The 16,677-nt window shown below is 47.0% G+C and carries 13 protein-coding genes; 11 read left to right on the top strand and 2 right to left on the bottom strand.

Annotated elements, in window-relative coordinates:
* Positions 1–147 precede the first annotated feature (147 nt).
* A complete protein-coding gene (locus BMW93_RS30530; protein WP_090385546.1) occupies positions 148–1,074 on the top strand; it encodes an AraC family transcriptional regulator in 927 nt (308 codons plus the stop codon).
* A gap of 286 nt (positions 1,075–1,360) precedes the next feature.
* Here BMW93_RS30530 and BMW93_RS30525 read toward each other — a convergent pair whose 3' ends face one another.
* Complete coding sequence (locus BMW93_RS30525; protein ID WP_090385543.1) at positions 1,361–1,837, bottom strand: YdeI/OmpD-associated family protein; 477 nt, start codon at positions 1,835–1,837, stop codon at positions 1,361–1,363.
* Between the two features lie 14 nt (positions 1,838–1,851).
* Positions 1,852–2,493, bottom strand: coding sequence for a DUF1080 domain-containing protein (locus BMW93_RS30520; protein WP_229241023.1), 642 nt, complete (start codon positions 2,491–2,493; stop codon positions 1,852–1,854).
* A gap of 191 nt (positions 2,494–2,684) precedes the next feature.
* Here BMW93_RS30520 and BMW93_RS30515 point away from each other — a divergent pair, with 191 nt between their 5' ends.
* From BMW93_RS30515 to BMW93_RS30470, 10 genes are all read left to right on the top strand, one after another.
* Positions 2,685–4,457, top strand: coding sequence for an ABC transporter ATP-binding protein (locus BMW93_RS30515; RefSeq protein WP_090385538.1), 1,773 nt, complete (start codon positions 2,685–2,687; stop codon positions 4,455–4,457).
* Between the two features lie 114 nt (positions 4,458–4,571).
* Complete coding sequence (locus tag BMW93_RS30510; RefSeq protein WP_090385535.1) at positions 4,572–5,984, top strand: capsule assembly Wzi family protein; 1,413 nt, start codon at positions 4,572–4,574, stop codon at positions 5,982–5,984.
* 98 nt (positions 5,985–6,082) lie between these two features.
* Positions 6,083–7,549: a capsule assembly Wzi family protein gene (locus tag BMW93_RS30505; protein WP_090385533.1), complete on the top strand. Its 1,467-nt coding sequence runs from the start codon at positions 6,083–6,085 to the stop codon at positions 7,547–7,549.
* Positions 7,550–7,553: 4 nt separating this feature from the next.
* Positions 7,554–8,303, top strand: coding sequence for a tyrosine-protein phosphatase (locus tag BMW93_RS30500; protein WP_090385529.1), 750 nt, complete (start codon positions 7,554–7,556; stop codon positions 8,301–8,303).
* A gap of 211 nt (positions 8,304–8,514) precedes the next feature.
* Complete coding sequence (locus BMW93_RS30495) at positions 8,515–9,336, top strand: polysaccharide biosynthesis/export family protein (RefSeq protein ID WP_310590250.1); 822 nt, start codon at positions 8,515–8,517, stop codon at positions 9,334–9,336.
* Between the two features lie 52 nt (positions 9,337–9,388).
* Complete coding sequence (locus BMW93_RS30490; RefSeq protein WP_090385524.1) at positions 9,389–11,755, top strand: polysaccharide biosynthesis tyrosine autokinase; 2,367 nt, start codon at positions 9,389–9,391, stop codon at positions 11,753–11,755.
* A gap of 128 nt (positions 11,756–11,883) precedes the next feature.
* Entirely contained in the window at positions 11,884–13,170 is a 1,287-nt protein-coding gene (locus tag BMW93_RS30485; protein WP_090385521.1) for a hypothetical protein, read from the top strand.
* 25 nt (positions 13,171–13,195) lie between these two features.
* Positions 13,196–14,428, top strand: a complete 1,233-nt coding sequence (locus BMW93_RS30480) for an oligosaccharide flippase family protein (protein ID WP_090385519.1) — start codon at positions 13,196–13,198, stop codon at positions 14,426–14,428.
* Positions 14,425–15,468, top strand: coding sequence for a polysaccharide pyruvyl transferase family protein (locus tag BMW93_RS30475; protein ID WP_090385516.1), 1,044 nt, complete (start codon positions 14,425–14,427; stop codon positions 15,466–15,468). Before BMW93_RS30480 ends, BMW93_RS30475 begins: the two co-directional genes overlap by 4 nt.
* A 49-nt stretch (positions 15,469–15,517) precedes the next feature.
* Positions 15,518–16,672 (top strand): glycosyltransferase family 4 protein, encoded by a 1,155-nt coding sequence (locus BMW93_RS30470; RefSeq protein ID WP_090385514.1) that lies wholly within the window; start codon positions 15,518–15,520, stop codon positions 16,670–16,672.
* Positions 16,673–16,677 lie beyond the last annotated feature (5 nt).

Below are 16,677 nucleotides of genomic sequence, written 5' to 3'. Positions count from 1 at the left end.
GGAGATGGGGAGGATGGAGGAAAGGGAGGGTGGTCATTTTTGGTCAGGTTTGGTCAGGTTTGGTCAGGTATTGTCAAAGAGGGGTTGGTGGTGGGGATGGGGGCGTGATGTGAGAAATGGTATTGATTTTATAAAAGCAAAAGAACAATGGCAGCGGGTTTCAGATTGGATCAGGTGGCGGTTTCGGGGGAGAAATCATTGAAGACATTGGTGGAGAACCGCAGGGCATTCACGCTGGAAAACTGCGAGTTAAATCTGTTCGAAACTTTACAGCCTTCGGCGTTGGTACCGCTCACCTTTCAGGATTTTGTGGTAACGAGCATGCTGCGGGGCAAAAAGGTTATGCATTTGTTCGATCAGCCCGGATTTGATTACCTGCCGGGCGAAACGGTGTTGGTACCGGCCAATGTGACGATGAAAATCGATTTCCCCGAAGCCCAGCTCGACAATCCTACCCAATGCATTGCCCTGGCGATCGATCAGATGAAAATCCAGCAGATCGTCGACCGCCTCAGCGAAACTTATCCGCGCGAGGGCCGGCAGCAATTCTGGTCGTTGCAGCATAGCCAGTACCATTTCCTCAACAATATCGAACTCGCGCAGACGCTCAACAAGCTCATTAAAATCTGCTCGGGTACTGCCTTGGGCAAGGACATCCTCGCCGACCTTACCTTGCAGGAGCTTATCGTCCACATTATCCAGACGCAACACCTGGCGGCGACGGAAGACGCCTCCTACCTGCACGAGGACAGTCCGCTGGCATTCGTCGTGAATTACATTAAGGCCAATATCAATGAGAAGATCCAGGTAGAAGAGCTGAGCGAGAAGGCATGCATGAGCCGGGCGTCGTTCTACCGCGCATTCAAACGCGAGTTCAGCATCAGCCCGCTGGATTTTATATTGAGGGAAAAAATCAAAAAAGCGAAACAGCTCCTTTCGCATACCAAGGATAGCATTTCGGACATTTGCTACCAGCTCGGCTTCTCCGATTTGAACTACTTCGGCAGGCAATTCCGCAAATCAGAAGGCATCTCGCCGAGCCAATACCGGAACGTCACGAACCGCGACGAATGACGATTTTAGTCAGGAATGGTCATTCGTTGTCATTCATGGTCGGGTATTGTCAATGTCGTCAGATATTGTCAGGTGTTGTCATGCATTGTCAAGTATTGTTAAGTATTGTCAAGTATTGTCATGCATCGTCATGCATTGTCATGCATTGTCATTGAAAGGAAAACAATACATGACTACGCTTGACAACACCTGACAATACCGGACTACACTTGACAACACTTGACTACACCTGAATACACCTGACAATACCTGACAATACCTGACTACACTCGACGACACCTGACCACTACACTATCCTCCCCGCTTTAAGCCGGTCCGTCATCATTATCGCCCGGTCGATCCGCACCTGTACCGATTTGGCGCTGGCGATGTAATGGATAATGGCCCGCTGGTTCACAGGTTTGGCGTTTTCAAAAAGTCGTTTGGCCTCTTCGTCCTGCTCCAACAGCTCCTGCAATTCCTCGGGCATATCCCGGCCGTATTCGCTATCGTCCTTGCGGACGGTCGCGTGCAGCTTTTGGCCTAACACCAATTTACCCTGCTGGCGGAGCTGCGTGGCCACATTAATATAAAACCCTCCCCCGCCCTTCGGCCGGATGGCGCATTGGAAATGTACGTTACCGTTGATCACGCAACGCACACGGGCGGGCCTGCGGCCTTCGACGAACTGTGCGGCCACGTCGTCGGGTACCATCATATAAAATTCGCCTCCCTTTTTGGGGAGGCGTTCCAGTATCGATTCGAAATGAACTTCTTCTTCCATCGGAAGCAATGCTGTTACTCGGTTAGCGGTCTTACCTGAATGTCTTTGTAATACACCACGCTCTTGGGATCGTGCGCCTGCAATGCAAATGTACCCTGTTTCAGGAATTTGTTCTTCATATCACCCTGGCGTTTGTCTACGTCGGTTTCTTCGTAGTCCACCACCACTTTGTCGTTAATTTTGATGGTAATGTGCTTTCCTTCCACTTTCACGTACTCGGTATACCATTCACCGTCTTTCACGTAGGTATCCTTCACGTCGATCACATTGTAGAGACTTCCGGTGCGTTTGTAATCGGTGTGCGACTGGTTCACCTGCACTTCGTAGCCTTGTGCGGGCCAGCCGTCTTCCTGGTAAGTGGTATGGATGAAAATACCGGAATTCGAACCCTGCGTCGTCTTCACCTGCGCCTTGAATTCGAAGTTTTTGAACATATGGTTCTTAATCGGACCGTCGTAGAAAAGATGCGCCCGTGGCCCGGCCACTTTGATGGTACCATCCTCGATCGTGAAGGAACTCGCATTCGCGCCGATCTTCCAACCGGTGAAGTCCTTTCCATTGAACAGGCTGATCCAGCCGTCCTGTGCGTGTGCAGAAATTCCAAGGGCAATGCTCAGCAAAACGGCGCTGCAAAAAACATGCATTAATCTTCTCATAAAAATTCCGGTTTGGTAGTTCAAAAAGGTTGGTTTGTGAAAATCGGTCAACGTGTAAGTAAACCGCAAACTCTTAAAAACTACTGATTCTTCACACAAAGTTTACCCACCGGGAGGCAACCTTCGGAGGCATTTTGTGGTTGTACTGAGCCGGGTAGGGTTCCGCCTTTCCCGCAACCACCTATTTTCGCATGAAGAACCCCTATTTATCCCTGCTTGCCACGGCCTGGCGCTATGCCCGGCAGCAACGCGGCCGCTACCTGCTGGTTTATGGCATGTTCGTGATGGCCAACCTCGTGCTGGCGGCGCACCCGCTGCTTTACGGCTGGTTTATCCAGTCCATTCAACAGGATGCGGAAGGCACCTTGCGCAACGTATGGGTGTATGGGGGCGCATACCTGGGCCTGATCCTGCTCGAATGGGCGTTCCACGGGCCCGCACGCGTTATGGAACGCAAGCTGGCGTTCGATCTGAGCCGTAATTTCCTCGACGAAATGTATCACCAGGCGTTGCATTTGCCTATCCGCTGGCACCAGGACCACCACAGCGGCGCGACGATCAACCGCATCCGCAAAGCCTACGAAGCCTTGAAGGACTTTTTCCAGAACGGCTTCATGTTCCTGCATGCATTTGCCAAATTCATATTCTCCTTTGTCGCGATCATCTGGTTCTCTCCGCTGTTTGGCGCAATAGGCGTGCTAATCGGCGTCATCAACGTGTTTGTGATTTTCAGGTTTGATAAACCATTCATTAAGGCCCTGGACGAATCGAATGAAAAGGAGCATATTGTCTCTTCTACGCTGTTTGACAGTCTTTCCAATATCATCACCGTCATCACGCTAAGGCTTGAAAAACGGATGAAAATCAGCCTGATGGGAAAAGTAGCCGACGTGTTCCCTCCTTTCAGGCGGTCGGTATCGATTAACGAATGGAAATGGTTTGTAGCGAGCGTGTTTATCGCGATCATTTACATTGTGGTCACGATTGGTTATGTATACCAGCATTATATCCCGGGAGAAGTGTTTCTGGTGGGCGGACTGGTGACGTTGCTGAGTTATGTCAACCAGTTTACATCAGTATTCCAGGACATCGCGTGGCAGTATACCGAGATCATCCGCTACAACACCGAAGTACAAACCGCCCGGGCCATTGGTGAAGCTTACCGCGAGCATCACCGCGTAGACGAAGCCGGCGACCTGCCCGAAAACTGGCAGGAAATCCATATCAGTAACCTCAACTTCTCGCACGGCGAAGTATACGATGCCGAAAAGCAGGCGCACAGCCTCCACCGGCTCGATATCCGCATTCGCCGTGGCCAGCGCATTGCATTCATCGGTGAAAGCGGCAGCGGCAAAAGCACATTACTCGCGTTGCTAAGGGGTTTGTACCAACCCGAAAAGGACGTAAAAGTGACCGTCGACAACCGGCACGAGGCCGCCATCGAAATGCTCGCCGACCAGGTGACGCTCTTCCCGCAGGACCCCGAAATTTTTGAAAACACCATTGCCTACAACATTACCCTCGGCCTGCCATTTGAGGAAGGCGACATTATGCAGGTATGCGATACCGCGCATTTCGCCGACGTCGTCGACAAACTGCCCAAAGGCCTCGAATCCAGCATTCAGGAAAAGGGTGTAAACCTTTCGGGCGGGCAGAAGCAGCGCCTCGCACTCGCTCGCGGCATCCTCGCAGCGCGCACAAGCGATATTGTGTTGCTCGATGAGCCGACGAGCAGCATCGATCCGAAGACCGAATCGCTGATCTACGACAAAATGTTCGCCGAGTTCAGCGGCAAGGCTGTGGTATCCACCCTGCACCGCCTGCATTTACTGACCAAGTTCGACTACGTCTACATTCTCCGCGATGGTTACCTGATCGACGAAGGCACGTTCGACGATCTTTACCGGAACAGCCCTGTGTTCCAGGATTTGTGGCAGCACCAGGAGACGTTGGCGGGGCGATGAGCTACCCTCATCTAACTATGTTATGATTTGGTAAAATCGTCTATAAAATTAGTTTGATCGGTCGCTGAAATGTGACGTTGTTCCTTATATTTGGTTAAGCTCAACGTTATATGCATGAAAATAAGCCTATTACCATTTCTTTTTGTATTATTCTCCCATTTTGCGTCCGCACAAAGGTCGCTGCTGAAACTGGATCTTGAAGCGCAGGGCTCGGTCACCACCGGCGATGCGGTACCGTTCTGGATGCGGAGCAATCAATACGGAAGCGTCCCTATCGACGGTGGTTCTGCGGGCTTCATTGTAAGAACTGAAAAAGCATTCTCACCCTCACGTGACAAATTCTTTGACTGGGGCGCCGGATTTGAAGGCCGCCTGAATGCGGGCAACCGGGTAAAAGCCCTGCTCATCCAGGGTTATGGAAAAATCCGGCTTGGCGCCTTTCAGATCCGCGGCGGCCGCTTTCGTGAAACTACCGGACTTGCAGATACGCTGTTGACATCCGGAAGCTTTTCCGTATCGGGCAATGCCCTTGGTGTTCCTAAAATCGAACTTTCCGTTCCGGAATTCTACGCCTTGCCCATCCTGAAAAAGTTTATTGCCATAAAAGGAAGTTATGCGCATGGCTGGATGGGCACCCTTCCGATCCATTTCCCCTACCGGCAGGTGGATGAAGCCAAAACATACCTGCACCAAAAATCCCTCTACCTGCGGTTCGGCACACCTGCTTCGAAGCTCAAAGTTTTCGCAGGGCTGAACGACAATGTGCAATGGGGGAACAACAAATCTATTTTCTCGAAAAACGAGTTTACCCTCTCGCCCTGGGAGGAATATCGGTACGTCGTTTTCAGCAAGCGGTTCGAATATTCACAAGTTGGAAACCACCTCGGCTCGGTCGATATCGGCTTTACCTACGAAGCTCCTTCAATGACCATTATGCTTTACCGTCAGAGCTTTTACGACAAAGACGGCCTCAAACACCTCGCCAACGCGGCCGACGGCATCAACGGCATCAGTTTCACCTCGAAAACACCTGACTATGAGCGACTTCACCTAAAAAAAGTGGTTTTTGAAACGGTCTACACCAAAAATCAATCAGCCGATGCCGTGAAGCGCCTTGGATTGTTGGGTTACGAGGATTATTACAATAATTATATATATCGCGAAGGGTGGTCATACCACGGAGCATCACTGGGAACCCCGCTGATCACCACCACTTTGGACGGGAGTAAGGATTTGCCACGAAATGACCGGGAATATTTTCTCAACAATCGCCTGCTGGCTTTTCATGGTGCCGTCTCGGCAGGAACAAAAGCATGGTCAACCCTTCTTAAACTAACATACTCAATGAATTACGGTACATTTTCCACTGAAAAGGCTTTTGGCAAACGCTCGCAATTTTCGGGTTACCTGGAAGCTCGCAAAGTATTCAGGCACGATTTTAGTCTGGGGTTGGCGGCGGCCCTTGACGCTGGTGATGTTATACCTTCCTCTGTGGGAGTGATAACTAAACTGACAAAATCATTTTAACGCCGACTGAGTTGTTCAAGGAATAATTCAAACTGCCTTCCTTCGATGATTGGATAATTGATCGGAGTCAGTAACTTTGCTTGTACTCAACGTAAAACATGAAAAGAATACTTTTGGCACTCTTGTGCTTAACACCCCTCCTTAAAGCCCAGGCACAGTTTCCCTACGTCCGATTCGGCCTCGAAGGTCAGGCCGGCTACACCTCTGGCGACCAGGTGCCATTCTGGATGCGTTCCAATCAATTCGGAAGTGTGCCATTGTCAGGCGCTTCGGCAAGCCTTATTGGCAGCGCGCGCGTAGATTACGATACTTCCAAGACGAAATTAGTAGACTGGGGAGCATCTCTACAAGTTCGCGGCAATGCCGGAAAGGGCTCCAATCTGACATTGATTGAAGGCTACGGCAAGCTCCGTATTGGCATATTTCAGTTGCAAGGCGGGCGTATCAAGGAGGTTATGGGACTGTCAGATACGCTACTAACCTCAGGAAACTACGCGATCTCCGGTAATGCATTGGGCATTCCGAAAGTACAGATTTCAATACCGGAATACTACCCGATCCCATTTTTGGGACGTTTTGTGGCATTTAAGGGCAACTTCGCCCACGGCTGGGTTGGCAAGACGCCGGTTCAGTATGGGGATACGAATATGACCACCACACAATTTCATCAGAAGTCGCTTTACGTGCGCCTGGGTAAGCCGCATAGTAAACTGAAATTGTATGGTGGGTTTAACCATCAGGTGTTTTTTGGGGATGAGAAGAATGTTTGGTCGGAAAAAGGGCATGCATGGAAGCCATTCGACTTATCCGCATGGGACACTTACCAGCGCGTAATTTTAGGCAGGGTTTGGAATCATAGCAAAATCGGCAACCACATGGGTTCTATTGATGTCGGTGCGGATTACAGGTTTAATAGTGTAGATGTACTTTTGTATCACCAATTTTTCTATGAAGTGGGAGGCCTCGCACATTTATCCAATATTACCGACGGTCTGACAGGTTTGAGCCTTCGCAACAAACGGGAAAAAACATCGAATTTCCACTGGAACAAACTGTTAATCGAGTTCCTGTTTACCAGAAATCAGGGAGGAGAAAGCTGGTCTAAAATTACCCCTTCTGGCGATGAGGACTATTATAATAATTACCTTTATGCAAAGGGTTGGTCCTATTATGGAGCAGGACTGGGCACGCCTTTCATCACACCCAAAACATTAAGCAGAGACGGGCTACCACAGTTTCCGAGCGATTACTTTATCAACAACCGCGTTGTAATGGTTCATTTGGGCGCTGAGCTGGGACTGGGATCATGGAAAGTGTTGACGAAGTTATCGTACTCCCGTAACTATGGAACGTTCGGAACCAGCCCTAACGGACATACCACGGGAGCTATTCATACGCCGGCCATTTATGGCATTTTCCCAAAACTAAACCAGTTCTCCGGGTATGCCGAGGCAACCAGGAAAATTGGGCTGAACACCGAATTGGGAATAGTCGGCGCGTGGGATCAGGGAAAATTATTAAACAACTCAGGTGGCCTGACGGTAAGAGTCGCCAAGTATTTCTAAGCGCATGTTGAATTGGTTATTTGGAAATAAGAAAGTCAAGCAAGGTCTTAATCTGGGTGGGATTGGAATGGACATTCATTCGCATCTCATTCCAGATATCGACGACGGCGTACAGACTGTGGAAGAATCGGTTGCGATGATCCGAAAAATGGTTGAACTAGGGTACACCCATTTGTACACTACTCCTCATATTATTTGGGATTGTTACAGAAATACGCCGGAAATAATCCTATCCGGACTAGAAACGGTACGGGCCGCAGTCAGGGAGGCGAACCTTTCAATCTCCATAAATGCTGCCGCAGAGTACTTTATTGATGAACATTTTATGGAGATGCTTCATACAGGTGAACAGATGCTCACGCTTCCCGGAAATCGGCTGCTTGTGGAGCTCCCCTATTCTACCCCCCTGATGAATACCTCCGAGACGCTGTTCCTGATAATAGAAAAGGGGTATCAACCCGTTTTGGCCCACCCGGAACGCTATACGTATTTTCACAACGACCTTCCGATGTATAAAAAATTAGCAGACGGCGGCTGTGAATTGCAACTCAATATCTTATCGCTGACGGGACATTACGGTCCGGGGGTAAACAAAACTGCGGAGTGGCTATTACAAAATGAGCTCATCACCTTTCTTGGAACGGACGCACATAAAATGGCGCATCTGGATTTAATTCAGAAATCCGATAAGAACGGTTGGCTATCCAGATACCCTTTTCATAATGAAAAACTTGTGGCGGTTGCTCAATACTAATTGAATTTATTCTATATTTGTAGTAAATACCCATCTACAAGCCATTTGGACATTACCAAGAAGCCTAACGATAGGCATTTTGAAAAATTGACTGACAATTTATCAAACATAAAGACTGGATAAACAAGAAAAAAGGCAATTAGCTAACCAGAAAAGACTACTAATCAATACTTTAAGAATTTATTTTACTCATCGTTAAATCAATATGAATCTGAAATTCGCGCGAAAAGCATTAGTCCCGCTTACATCACTATCTATTTTTATCGCGATAATCGGAGGAGTCACTTCATGTGTCTCCACCAAATCCATTGTATATTTCCAAGGCGACAGCTTACAGTATTCAACCCAGGAAATTAAACAGAAATATATTCCCACGATCCAACCTAACGATTTGCTGTCAATCGTTGTAGGAAGCTTGAATGCAGAGGCTAACGAGGTTTTCAACACGCCGAACTCATTCACCACTGCTAGTACCAACTATTCAACTACTGGTGGTGGTGCAAGGACCCAGCCCCTCGGTTACCTGGTTGACGCGGATGGCTCAATTGAAATCCCGCTCGTAGGAAAGTTGAAGATCGTCGGCCTCCGTACCACCGACGCCGCCGACACCATCCGTGTACGACTGAAGAATTTCCTGAAAGAGCCATCTGTCATTGTGCGCAACCTGAACTTCAAGGTTTCGGTGCTTGGAGAAATTGCCCGCCCGTCGGTGTATGTAATCCCTGATGAAAAAATCTCCCTTCCGGAAGTGATAAGCCTTGCCGGTGACCTCACTATTTTCGGCCGAAGAGACAATGTGCTCATCATCCGGGAAGAAAATGGAAAAAGGGAGTATGCAAGAGTCGACCTTACATCCCGCGACATTTTTACGTCTCCGTTTTATTATGTTCACAAAAACGACGTAATCTATGTGGAGCCGATCAAAACGAGGCTCAATGCAACGGATCGGAATGTACAACTTGTACCAATTGTGACATCAATCGTCGCTGCGGTGGGTACGCTTGGAATTCTAATCCTGAATTTCACCAAATAGATCAAACTCAACAGATCGTTAATGCCTTTCCGGGCAACATATACTCAATGTTATGACCAATCAAAATAACCAGCACCTCGACCTGGATGACCACGAAGAGGAATTCAACCTTAACGAGCACGTACAAAGATATTTGCGTTACTGGTACCTCTTCCCCGTCTTTCTCTTTCTTGCGCTCATCTCGGCATTTTTCTATCTGCAGGTGACTCCGCCGACGTACAGTACCAAGACTTCGATCTTGATTAAAGACGAAAATAAAGGACTCAGCGGCGCGCAAGGGGACATACTTTCAGAGTTGAGCTCTCAATTTGGAGGCAACAAATTGGTTGAGAACGAATTGGAGATTATAAGGTCTCAGACATTGATGGAGCAGGTCATCAAAGAACTGAACCTGGACGTTGCGTACAGGGCGAAAGATGGTTTAAGAAAGGTTAGCCTCTACAAAACAAGCCCGATAATCATCAAACCAGAGGTAGTTACACCTTTGGCTTACAAAGAACCGCTGGTAATCCACATGGTGGACAGTACGCACTTCCGGTTCAATGACGAAGACAAAGTCTTTACGTTCAACCAGCGCTTTAACAATGCCTGGGGTGCTTTTGTGGTCACCAAAGGTGTACCGTCCGAATTCACGGATGTTACAGTTGTTTTTACTGAGGTAAAAAATCTGGCAGAGATCATGCTAAAATCGCTGTCTGTCGAACAACCAAATGTAAAAAGTACCGTGCTTGAATTGACATTCGAAGATTCACACGTACAGCGCTCTAAGGATGTCCTGAACAAATTGCTGGATGTGTACGTCCAATCTTCTCTCAGCGATAAAAACAGCGAAGCCAGCAATACGCTTAAATTTATTGAAAACCGCCTCGGGCTTATCACAGGAGAGCTGGGAGATGTCGAAAAAGACGTAGAATCCTACAAAACAAACCAGGGGATCACCGATATCAGCGCAGAGTCACAGTTGTTCCTCGAAAACATCAAAGAGAACGACACCAAGCTCAACGAGGTTAATACAAAAATCAGCATCCTGGAAAGTGTCGATAACTACATTCAGAATGCCGGCGAAGGCGCTGTTGCACCTGCTACCTATATGATTGATGATCCGGTGCTTGTGTCCCTTTTGACCAAATTCAACGAACTTGAATTACAGCGGGAACGCTATGCCAGAACGACCTCACCCAACAACCCTTTGCTCGAAACGATCAATACGCAGCTCGCAGGTACGCGCCAATCGATCCGGGAAAACGTTCAAAACCTGAAAAGGGGAATGGCGGTGACAAAGCGAAATCTGGAAGGCATTAATACGAGGTTCTCGGCTGGCCTGCGCAGCATCCCGAAAAAAGAAAGGGAATTCGTAGGTATCAAACGTCAGCAATCAATCAAAGAGGAACTTTACCTGTACCTGTTGCAGAAACGGGAAGAAACTGCTCTGGCGTATGCTTCAACAGTTACAGACAGCAGGCTCATTGATGCTCCAATCGCTACTTTCAATCCTATCAAGCCTAAAAAAGCATTTGTCTGGCTTGGTGCAGGCGTTGGAGGTCTGGTCATACCGGTATTACTTATCAATCTGCTTTTCCTGATGAACAACACGGTTCAGCGAAGAGAAGAAATTGAAAAAGTGACTCACTCGGCAATCCTCGGGGAAATCGGTCAGATGAAGGCTGGGCAGTCGGGCGAAGATGCCATTATCAAAATGACCAGCAGAAGTGCTGTTGCCGAGCAATTCCGGGCACTTCGAACGAACTTACAGTACCTGGGCGATGGCAGTTGTAGGGTAATCATGTTCACCTCGTCGATCGGAGGTGAAGGTAAGAGCTTTGTGAGTATCAACCTGGCAGCCAGCCTGGCATACTCCGATAAACGAGTATTGCTTATCGGGCTCGACCTTCGAAAACCCACACTTCATGACCGCCTGATGGTTCCCAATAAATTCGGGATTTCCAACTGTCTTATCGGTCAGGGACACTATGAAGACTTTATTCAGTCTACGGGAGTTCACCCTAAATTCGACGTACTGACGAGCGGGCCTATTCCCCCGAACCCGTCAGAACTCCTGAGCAATGGCAAGCTGCCGCTGTTGCTGGCGGAACTTCGCCAAAAGTATGACTATATTCTGATCGACTCCCCGCCTTACGGTCTCGTTACAGACTCGGCACTGATTGCCGAGCATGCAGATGCCACTCTCTACATTGTTCGTTTCAATTACACGATTATCGACCATTTGAAACGAATTGGAGAACTTCAAAGAACCAAGCGATTTGCCAATCTCTCCATCATCTTTAATGGTGTTAACTACGGTGTCGGTTACGGGTATGGGTATGGGTACGGCGGCTATGGTTACGGCTACTACGATGATGAAAATAGCGGCCGCTCCAATGTCGAGACGAAGCTAAAGAAGATGATCAGTAAAATTTAAAGGCCCATCTGCTACGGGCTATCAGAACCCGTAGCAGATGATCGCTTAAAAATACTCAACGTTATAATAACCAATGTAGCTGCCGGGATAGTGAGCCCTGGGAGGTAAATTGGTTCAAGCCAAACATAATGAAGCTATCCAAATCCGATATAATCACCTATGCAGGGCTGCTTTTTATTTTGGTTGCGTCTTTTTCCAACCTTCTAAATTCGCTCAGCCTCCGGTCTGTTGGAAAAATCCTTCAAGTGGGCGGTGCCGCTCTATACATTCTGGCGGTTATATCTTTTAAACGAAAAGATACTAAAAGGCAGAAGGTTGTAGTGTTGACCAAATGGATGCTTCTCTACCTGACGATCCGGTTTATAATCGATATTACCCTGATACAGGAATGGGATCCATCTCTGGTGGTAATCTGCTACACCCAATTGTTGTTTATCTACTTTTGGATTTACTGTGCGTTTCAAACCCCGGATCACATTCTCGGCAAGTTGCTAAGGTACATCGAGAAAATTTTCCTGGCTGGCTTGATCGTGGCAGTTGCTGAATATTTTATTCCTTTTTCTATCAAATACGTCATTTTCAGCAAGTTGTTCGGTGGAAGCATCCCTGGTAACTATTATACCCGTGATGTCTTCTCGGTCAATTCGCTAAGGCTGGGGTCTTTCTACTTATCGCCGCTGACATTCGCATTCACGTGTCTTTTCCTGTTTTGTTATTATCAAATCGGTAAGCGTCAACCTGTAAAATGGGGGATTACGGCTGTTGTAACCTTGCTGGCCAAAACCAAGACTTCACTATTCGGATCACTCATATTTCTGTTGGGCAACTATGCGAAATATGTAAACCAAATACTGATCGTCCTCTCACTCACCTTCATATTTGCCCTGCCCATCATGTATGACGGCTGGACATTCTATTATGGATTTGATGATACCCCTTTCAAGTCTACCGCTAACCACATATCAGGACTTGTCTTTGGTATAAGGTCAGCACTGGAAGACCCTTTTTGGGGCAATGGATTAGGTACCGCCGGATACGTCGCCTACCTGGAAACAATTGCCAGCCGTATATCACCTTCGCCGTTCAAGACCGGAGAAGCATCTCTCTACCAGAATGGAAACGAAAGTTTACTTGGAGTAATCGGCTATCAAATGGGTGGGCTATTTCTCATTTGCCATGTGTTGCTTTTCGTATTGATTTTTCAAATGCATATGAAACGCAAAAACTACGTGATCGCTTCATTTATTTTGATCACGATTCTGTTCCAGGCATTTACAGAATCCTCTTTTACCATCCTCGTGTCGGTATGCCAGGCTTTTCTGATGGCCAAATCGTTAGCGCCAGTATCAAAAGCTTCGCCGAAAAGAGGTCCGGTTGATACTCCCGTTGATTCTACAATGCTCGAATCGGTTTAAAAATACGCTAATTGCTTGTTGCCAAATGCTTAAGAACAAAATTATTCGGGTACTGATTTCCGGGTTCGGCGCCGCGGGGGCAACTTTTTTGCTTCAAGTTGTCATAAGCCACCATTTGGCGATCTCGGATTTCGGTAAATATGCCGCCTCAAATTCCATGCTATCCATTATCGGTCCGCTTGCGGGCATGGGGGCATCCGGGCTTTTTCTCAGAAAAGCGTGCGTTAATCCCTCACAGATGAACTCGCTCGCCTCCCTCGCCTCCTTGTCTCTTCTGATTACCACATTGCTTGCGATAGCCCTGAGTACCCTGGTCTTTGTCAACTCGGATATCGGATTACTTGTTGCTGTATGTTTTGCGACCTATTACCTACCGCAAACTGTGCAGTACATTTCGGTAGCTTATGCCCAATTTGAAGAAGAATTCAATAGCGTGTCCATTCTTCAGAGCCTCCTGCCGGTAGTCCGGTTGATAGTAGTGGCCGCTTCGACGCTTATATTGGCCTTCAACTTGACCAATCTTGCATTAACACTTTGCGTCGCGCACCTTTTTGCACTGGTTCTTTTAGTGGTTGCCCATAAAAGAAGCAAACCTAAATACCTTCTGAACTTTTCGGTCAAATTCAAAGAGCTTCTTCGCTATCTGAGAGAATCAGTCAATTACTCTCTCAATGGCACGCTCAACATTGCACAGATACAAATCTCGACGGTATTCTCTATTTATCTGTTTGGTTCGACAGCCTCAGCGGTTTATAGCGCTGCTAACACTATTCTGGCGGCTTGTTACATACTGCCCAATACGATATTCGGCACATATTTTCTTCCGAAATATCATAAACTCGCACCAACTCACTCTTCCTACATGATCCCGATCCGACATGCGATCGCGTCTTTTGCGGGCGGCTTATTGGTTGCACTCGGATTGTTCCTTTCGGCCGATTTCATTATCGGAAGTATTTATCCAAAAGATTTCGGTGCAGCAACTATGATATTGCGCACCCTGGCATGCAGCCTGCCTTTCAGGTTCTTCTCGACAGCACTCGGCGCTGCAATACTCTCGGAACAAAGCATTGGGAAGAAGTTGCTGGCCTCCGTTGGATCAATCCTGTTCCAAGCCGCTTTTGTATACTTCTTTCGCAGCCACGGGGTGAGCGCGATCGCAACCAGTTATATTTTTAGCGAATTACTCGTCGCAGGATTGTATTACACTATTTACACGAATCACTTCAAAAGCCTTAAAATCACTGTTGCAGAATGAAACTCTCGCTTATCGGATACTACGGCGGCAACTTTGGCGACCTGCTCATGCTGTCGACATTGATTGACTACTATAAGGATAAATTTTCTGAAATCGCTATTTTCACTTATGGCGATAAAGATACTTTGGATCAGGCAATCGCTTTTCAACGCAAGAATGTGCGCCTTGAAACTTTCTCATTGTTGAAGACCTCGATCAGCCAGTTCCAATCGCAGGTAAAAGGGTCAAGTGCAATTATCTGGGGTGGTGGGACCTGCTTTATGGACCAGGGAGGTACGGGTGGAATTAAGTATATGACACTTGCGAAGCTTACCGGAATTCCAGTCTACTATATGGGTATCGGGATTGATACAGCTAATAAGTTACAAACCAAGATGTTTATAAAATTAGCTGGCATGATTTCGAACCGGATCTTTCTGCGAGACCATAAGTCGATTGCCGTGGCGAAAGAACTCAGAGTCCCATACAACAAGCTGGGCTTTGTTCCCGATATCGCCTTCTTGCAAGCTACAAACGAAACACCTCGCATATTTGAAGAAGATTACGTCGTTTTTAGCTGCCGGGACCTTACTGAATATAAAAATCTCAACAACAGCGAGGTAAATACCAAGTTGGCTGAGCTGACCGTAACTCTTTGCAAAAATCTCAAAATCCGGAATGTTGTCAATCTCATTTGTGATTCGGAGACCGATCTCGAGCAGGCACAGCTTTGTGAAGAAATCTTTATGCAAAACGGCCTGGAAACAAAGAAAGTATTTGGATATGAACTTGATGCAGCCGTGTCATCTATAAAAAATGCGCAGTTCGTCCTTACAGCCCGGCTACATCCCGCAGTACTTGCCCAGTCCAGTAAAGTGAGATATGCAATATATAATTACTCGGACAAGAACCTAAAATTCACCGAAGAAGAAAACGAAACAAAGCGATTGATTAACCGACATCAAATTGATAACTACACTTTTGACTTCCAGCCAATCTCGACCGGCCATGCCGATGGCAAGAAAGAAGACATTCTTGCAGTACTTGGTGAGGTAGCATAATACCCTACTACCTGTTGGTCCCTCTTGATCAGTAATTATACTCAACGTTATGAAATTAAATCCGCTTAATGATTCTGCTTTGCCCGGCATTGCCCTCATAGAACCCGTTGGAGGGCATGGCGGGATGGACTATTATGATTATGGATTAGCTTACGGGCTAGGTGAGAATGGTGTGTCGGTAAGTTATTACACGTGCGACAAGACCAGTCTACGCTCCTATCCAAATGTCAAAACAGTTATTTGTTTTGATGATTTATGGACCAGGAGTTTTGTATCCAAAACGATTGAATATCTGAAAGGGCACTTTATTGCTTTCCGAAATGCCCGAAAAGAAAAATCACCCATCGTTCACCTCCACTTTTTTACATTCAGATCAATCGATCTCCTTGTTTTGATCCTCAGTAAATTGATGGGATTAAAATCTGTCGTAACCGTACACGACGTTAACGCATTCGACAAAAAGGCCAGTCGATTGATCGAGGAGTTGTGCTATTTACTCATCGATGGCGTAATAGTCCACAATCAAACCTCTCTGGACTTTCTTGTCGAGAAAAATATCAATACTCGTCCGACGGCCGTCATTCCACACGGCAACTATATTCCATTTATTACACCGGTAAAAGAAAAGAGCTCGTCGAAGGCTCCTCTCAGGCTCCTGTTTTTTGGTCAGATAAAGAAGGTGAAAGGCTTGGATGTTCTTTTAAAAGCAGTTGCAAAAGTAAAACAACAAGGCCACTCTGTTCATCTCACAATCGGTGGAAAGGCCTGGAAAAGTGACCTTGACGAATACCGGGATCTGATTTCCCAACTCGCTATTGACGACATCGTTACAACAGATTTCCGATACATTCCCGATGAAGAAGTTGTCAATTTCTACGAAAACGCCGATCTGGTTGTACTCCCCTACCGTGAAATTTATCAGAGTGGTGTATTACTGTTGAGCCTGAGCTATGGAAAGCCTGTTCTATGTTCAGACCTCAAACCTTTTATGGAAATTGTCAAAGCCGATGAAACCGGGTTTCTTTTTCAAAGTGAAAATGCTGAAGACCTGGCAAATCAAATAGTACGTCTGGCGCGCGATCCTGATCAGCTCGAACTTGTCAAACAAAAATCGGCTTCGATCATCAGAACCAATTATGACTGGGTAAACATTGGTACACTCACCAAAAGCTTTTATCACAGAATCCTGAATGGACAGCGATAAAAACC

This window comes from Dyadobacter sp. SG02, assembly GCF_900109045.1.
Lineage (GTDB): Bacteria > Bacteroidota > Bacteroidia > Cytophagales > Spirosomataceae > Dyadobacter.
The sequence above is the reverse complement of the archived record's forward strand: the minus strand, read 5'-3'. Positions and strand labels throughout refer to the sequence as shown.

Excerpts from the sequence above, each read along its gene's own strand:
- BMW93_RS30530 (WP_090385546.1), top strand. The coding sequence starts at position 148 with ATGGCAGCGGGTTTCAGATTGGATCAGGTGGCGGTTTCGGGGGAGAAA.
- BMW93_RS30525 (WP_090385543.1), bottom strand. The coding sequence starts at position 1,837 with ATGGAAGAAGAAGTTCATTTCGAATCGATACTGGAACGCCTCCCCAAA.
- BMW93_RS30520 (WP_229241023.1), bottom strand. The coding sequence starts at position 2,493 with ATGAGAAGATTAATGCATGTTTTTTGCAGCGCCGTTTTGCTGAGCATT.
- BMW93_RS30515 (WP_090385538.1), top strand. The coding sequence starts at position 2,685 with ATGAAGAACCCCTATTTATCCCTGCTTGCCACGGCCTGGCGCTATGCC.
- BMW93_RS30510 (WP_090385535.1), top strand. The coding sequence starts at position 4,572 with ATGAAAATAAGCCTATTACCATTTCTTTTTGTATTATTCTCCCATTTT.
- BMW93_RS30505 (WP_090385533.1), top strand. The coding sequence starts at position 6,083 with ATGAAAAGAATACTTTTGGCACTCTTGTGCTTAACACCCCTCCTTAAA.
- BMW93_RS30500 (WP_090385529.1), top strand. The coding sequence starts at position 7,554 with ATGTTGAATTGGTTATTTGGAAATAAGAAAGTCAAGCAAGGTCTTAAT.
- BMW93_RS30490 (WP_090385524.1), top strand. The coding sequence starts at position 9,389 with ATGACCAATCAAAATAACCAGCACCTCGACCTGGATGACCACGAAGAG.
- BMW93_RS30485 (WP_090385521.1), top strand. The coding sequence starts at position 11,884 with ATGAAGCTATCCAAATCCGATATAATCACCTATGCAGGGCTGCTTTTT.
- BMW93_RS30480 (WP_090385519.1), top strand. The coding sequence starts at position 13,196 with ATGCTTAAGAACAAAATTATTCGGGTACTGATTTCCGGGTTCGGCGCC.
- BMW93_RS30475 (WP_090385516.1), top strand. The coding sequence starts at position 14,425 with ATGAAACTCTCGCTTATCGGATACTACGGCGGCAACTTTGGCGACCTG.
- BMW93_RS30470 (WP_090385514.1), top strand. The coding sequence starts at position 15,518 with ATGAAATTAAATCCGCTTAATGATTCTGCTTTGCCCGGCATTGCCCTC.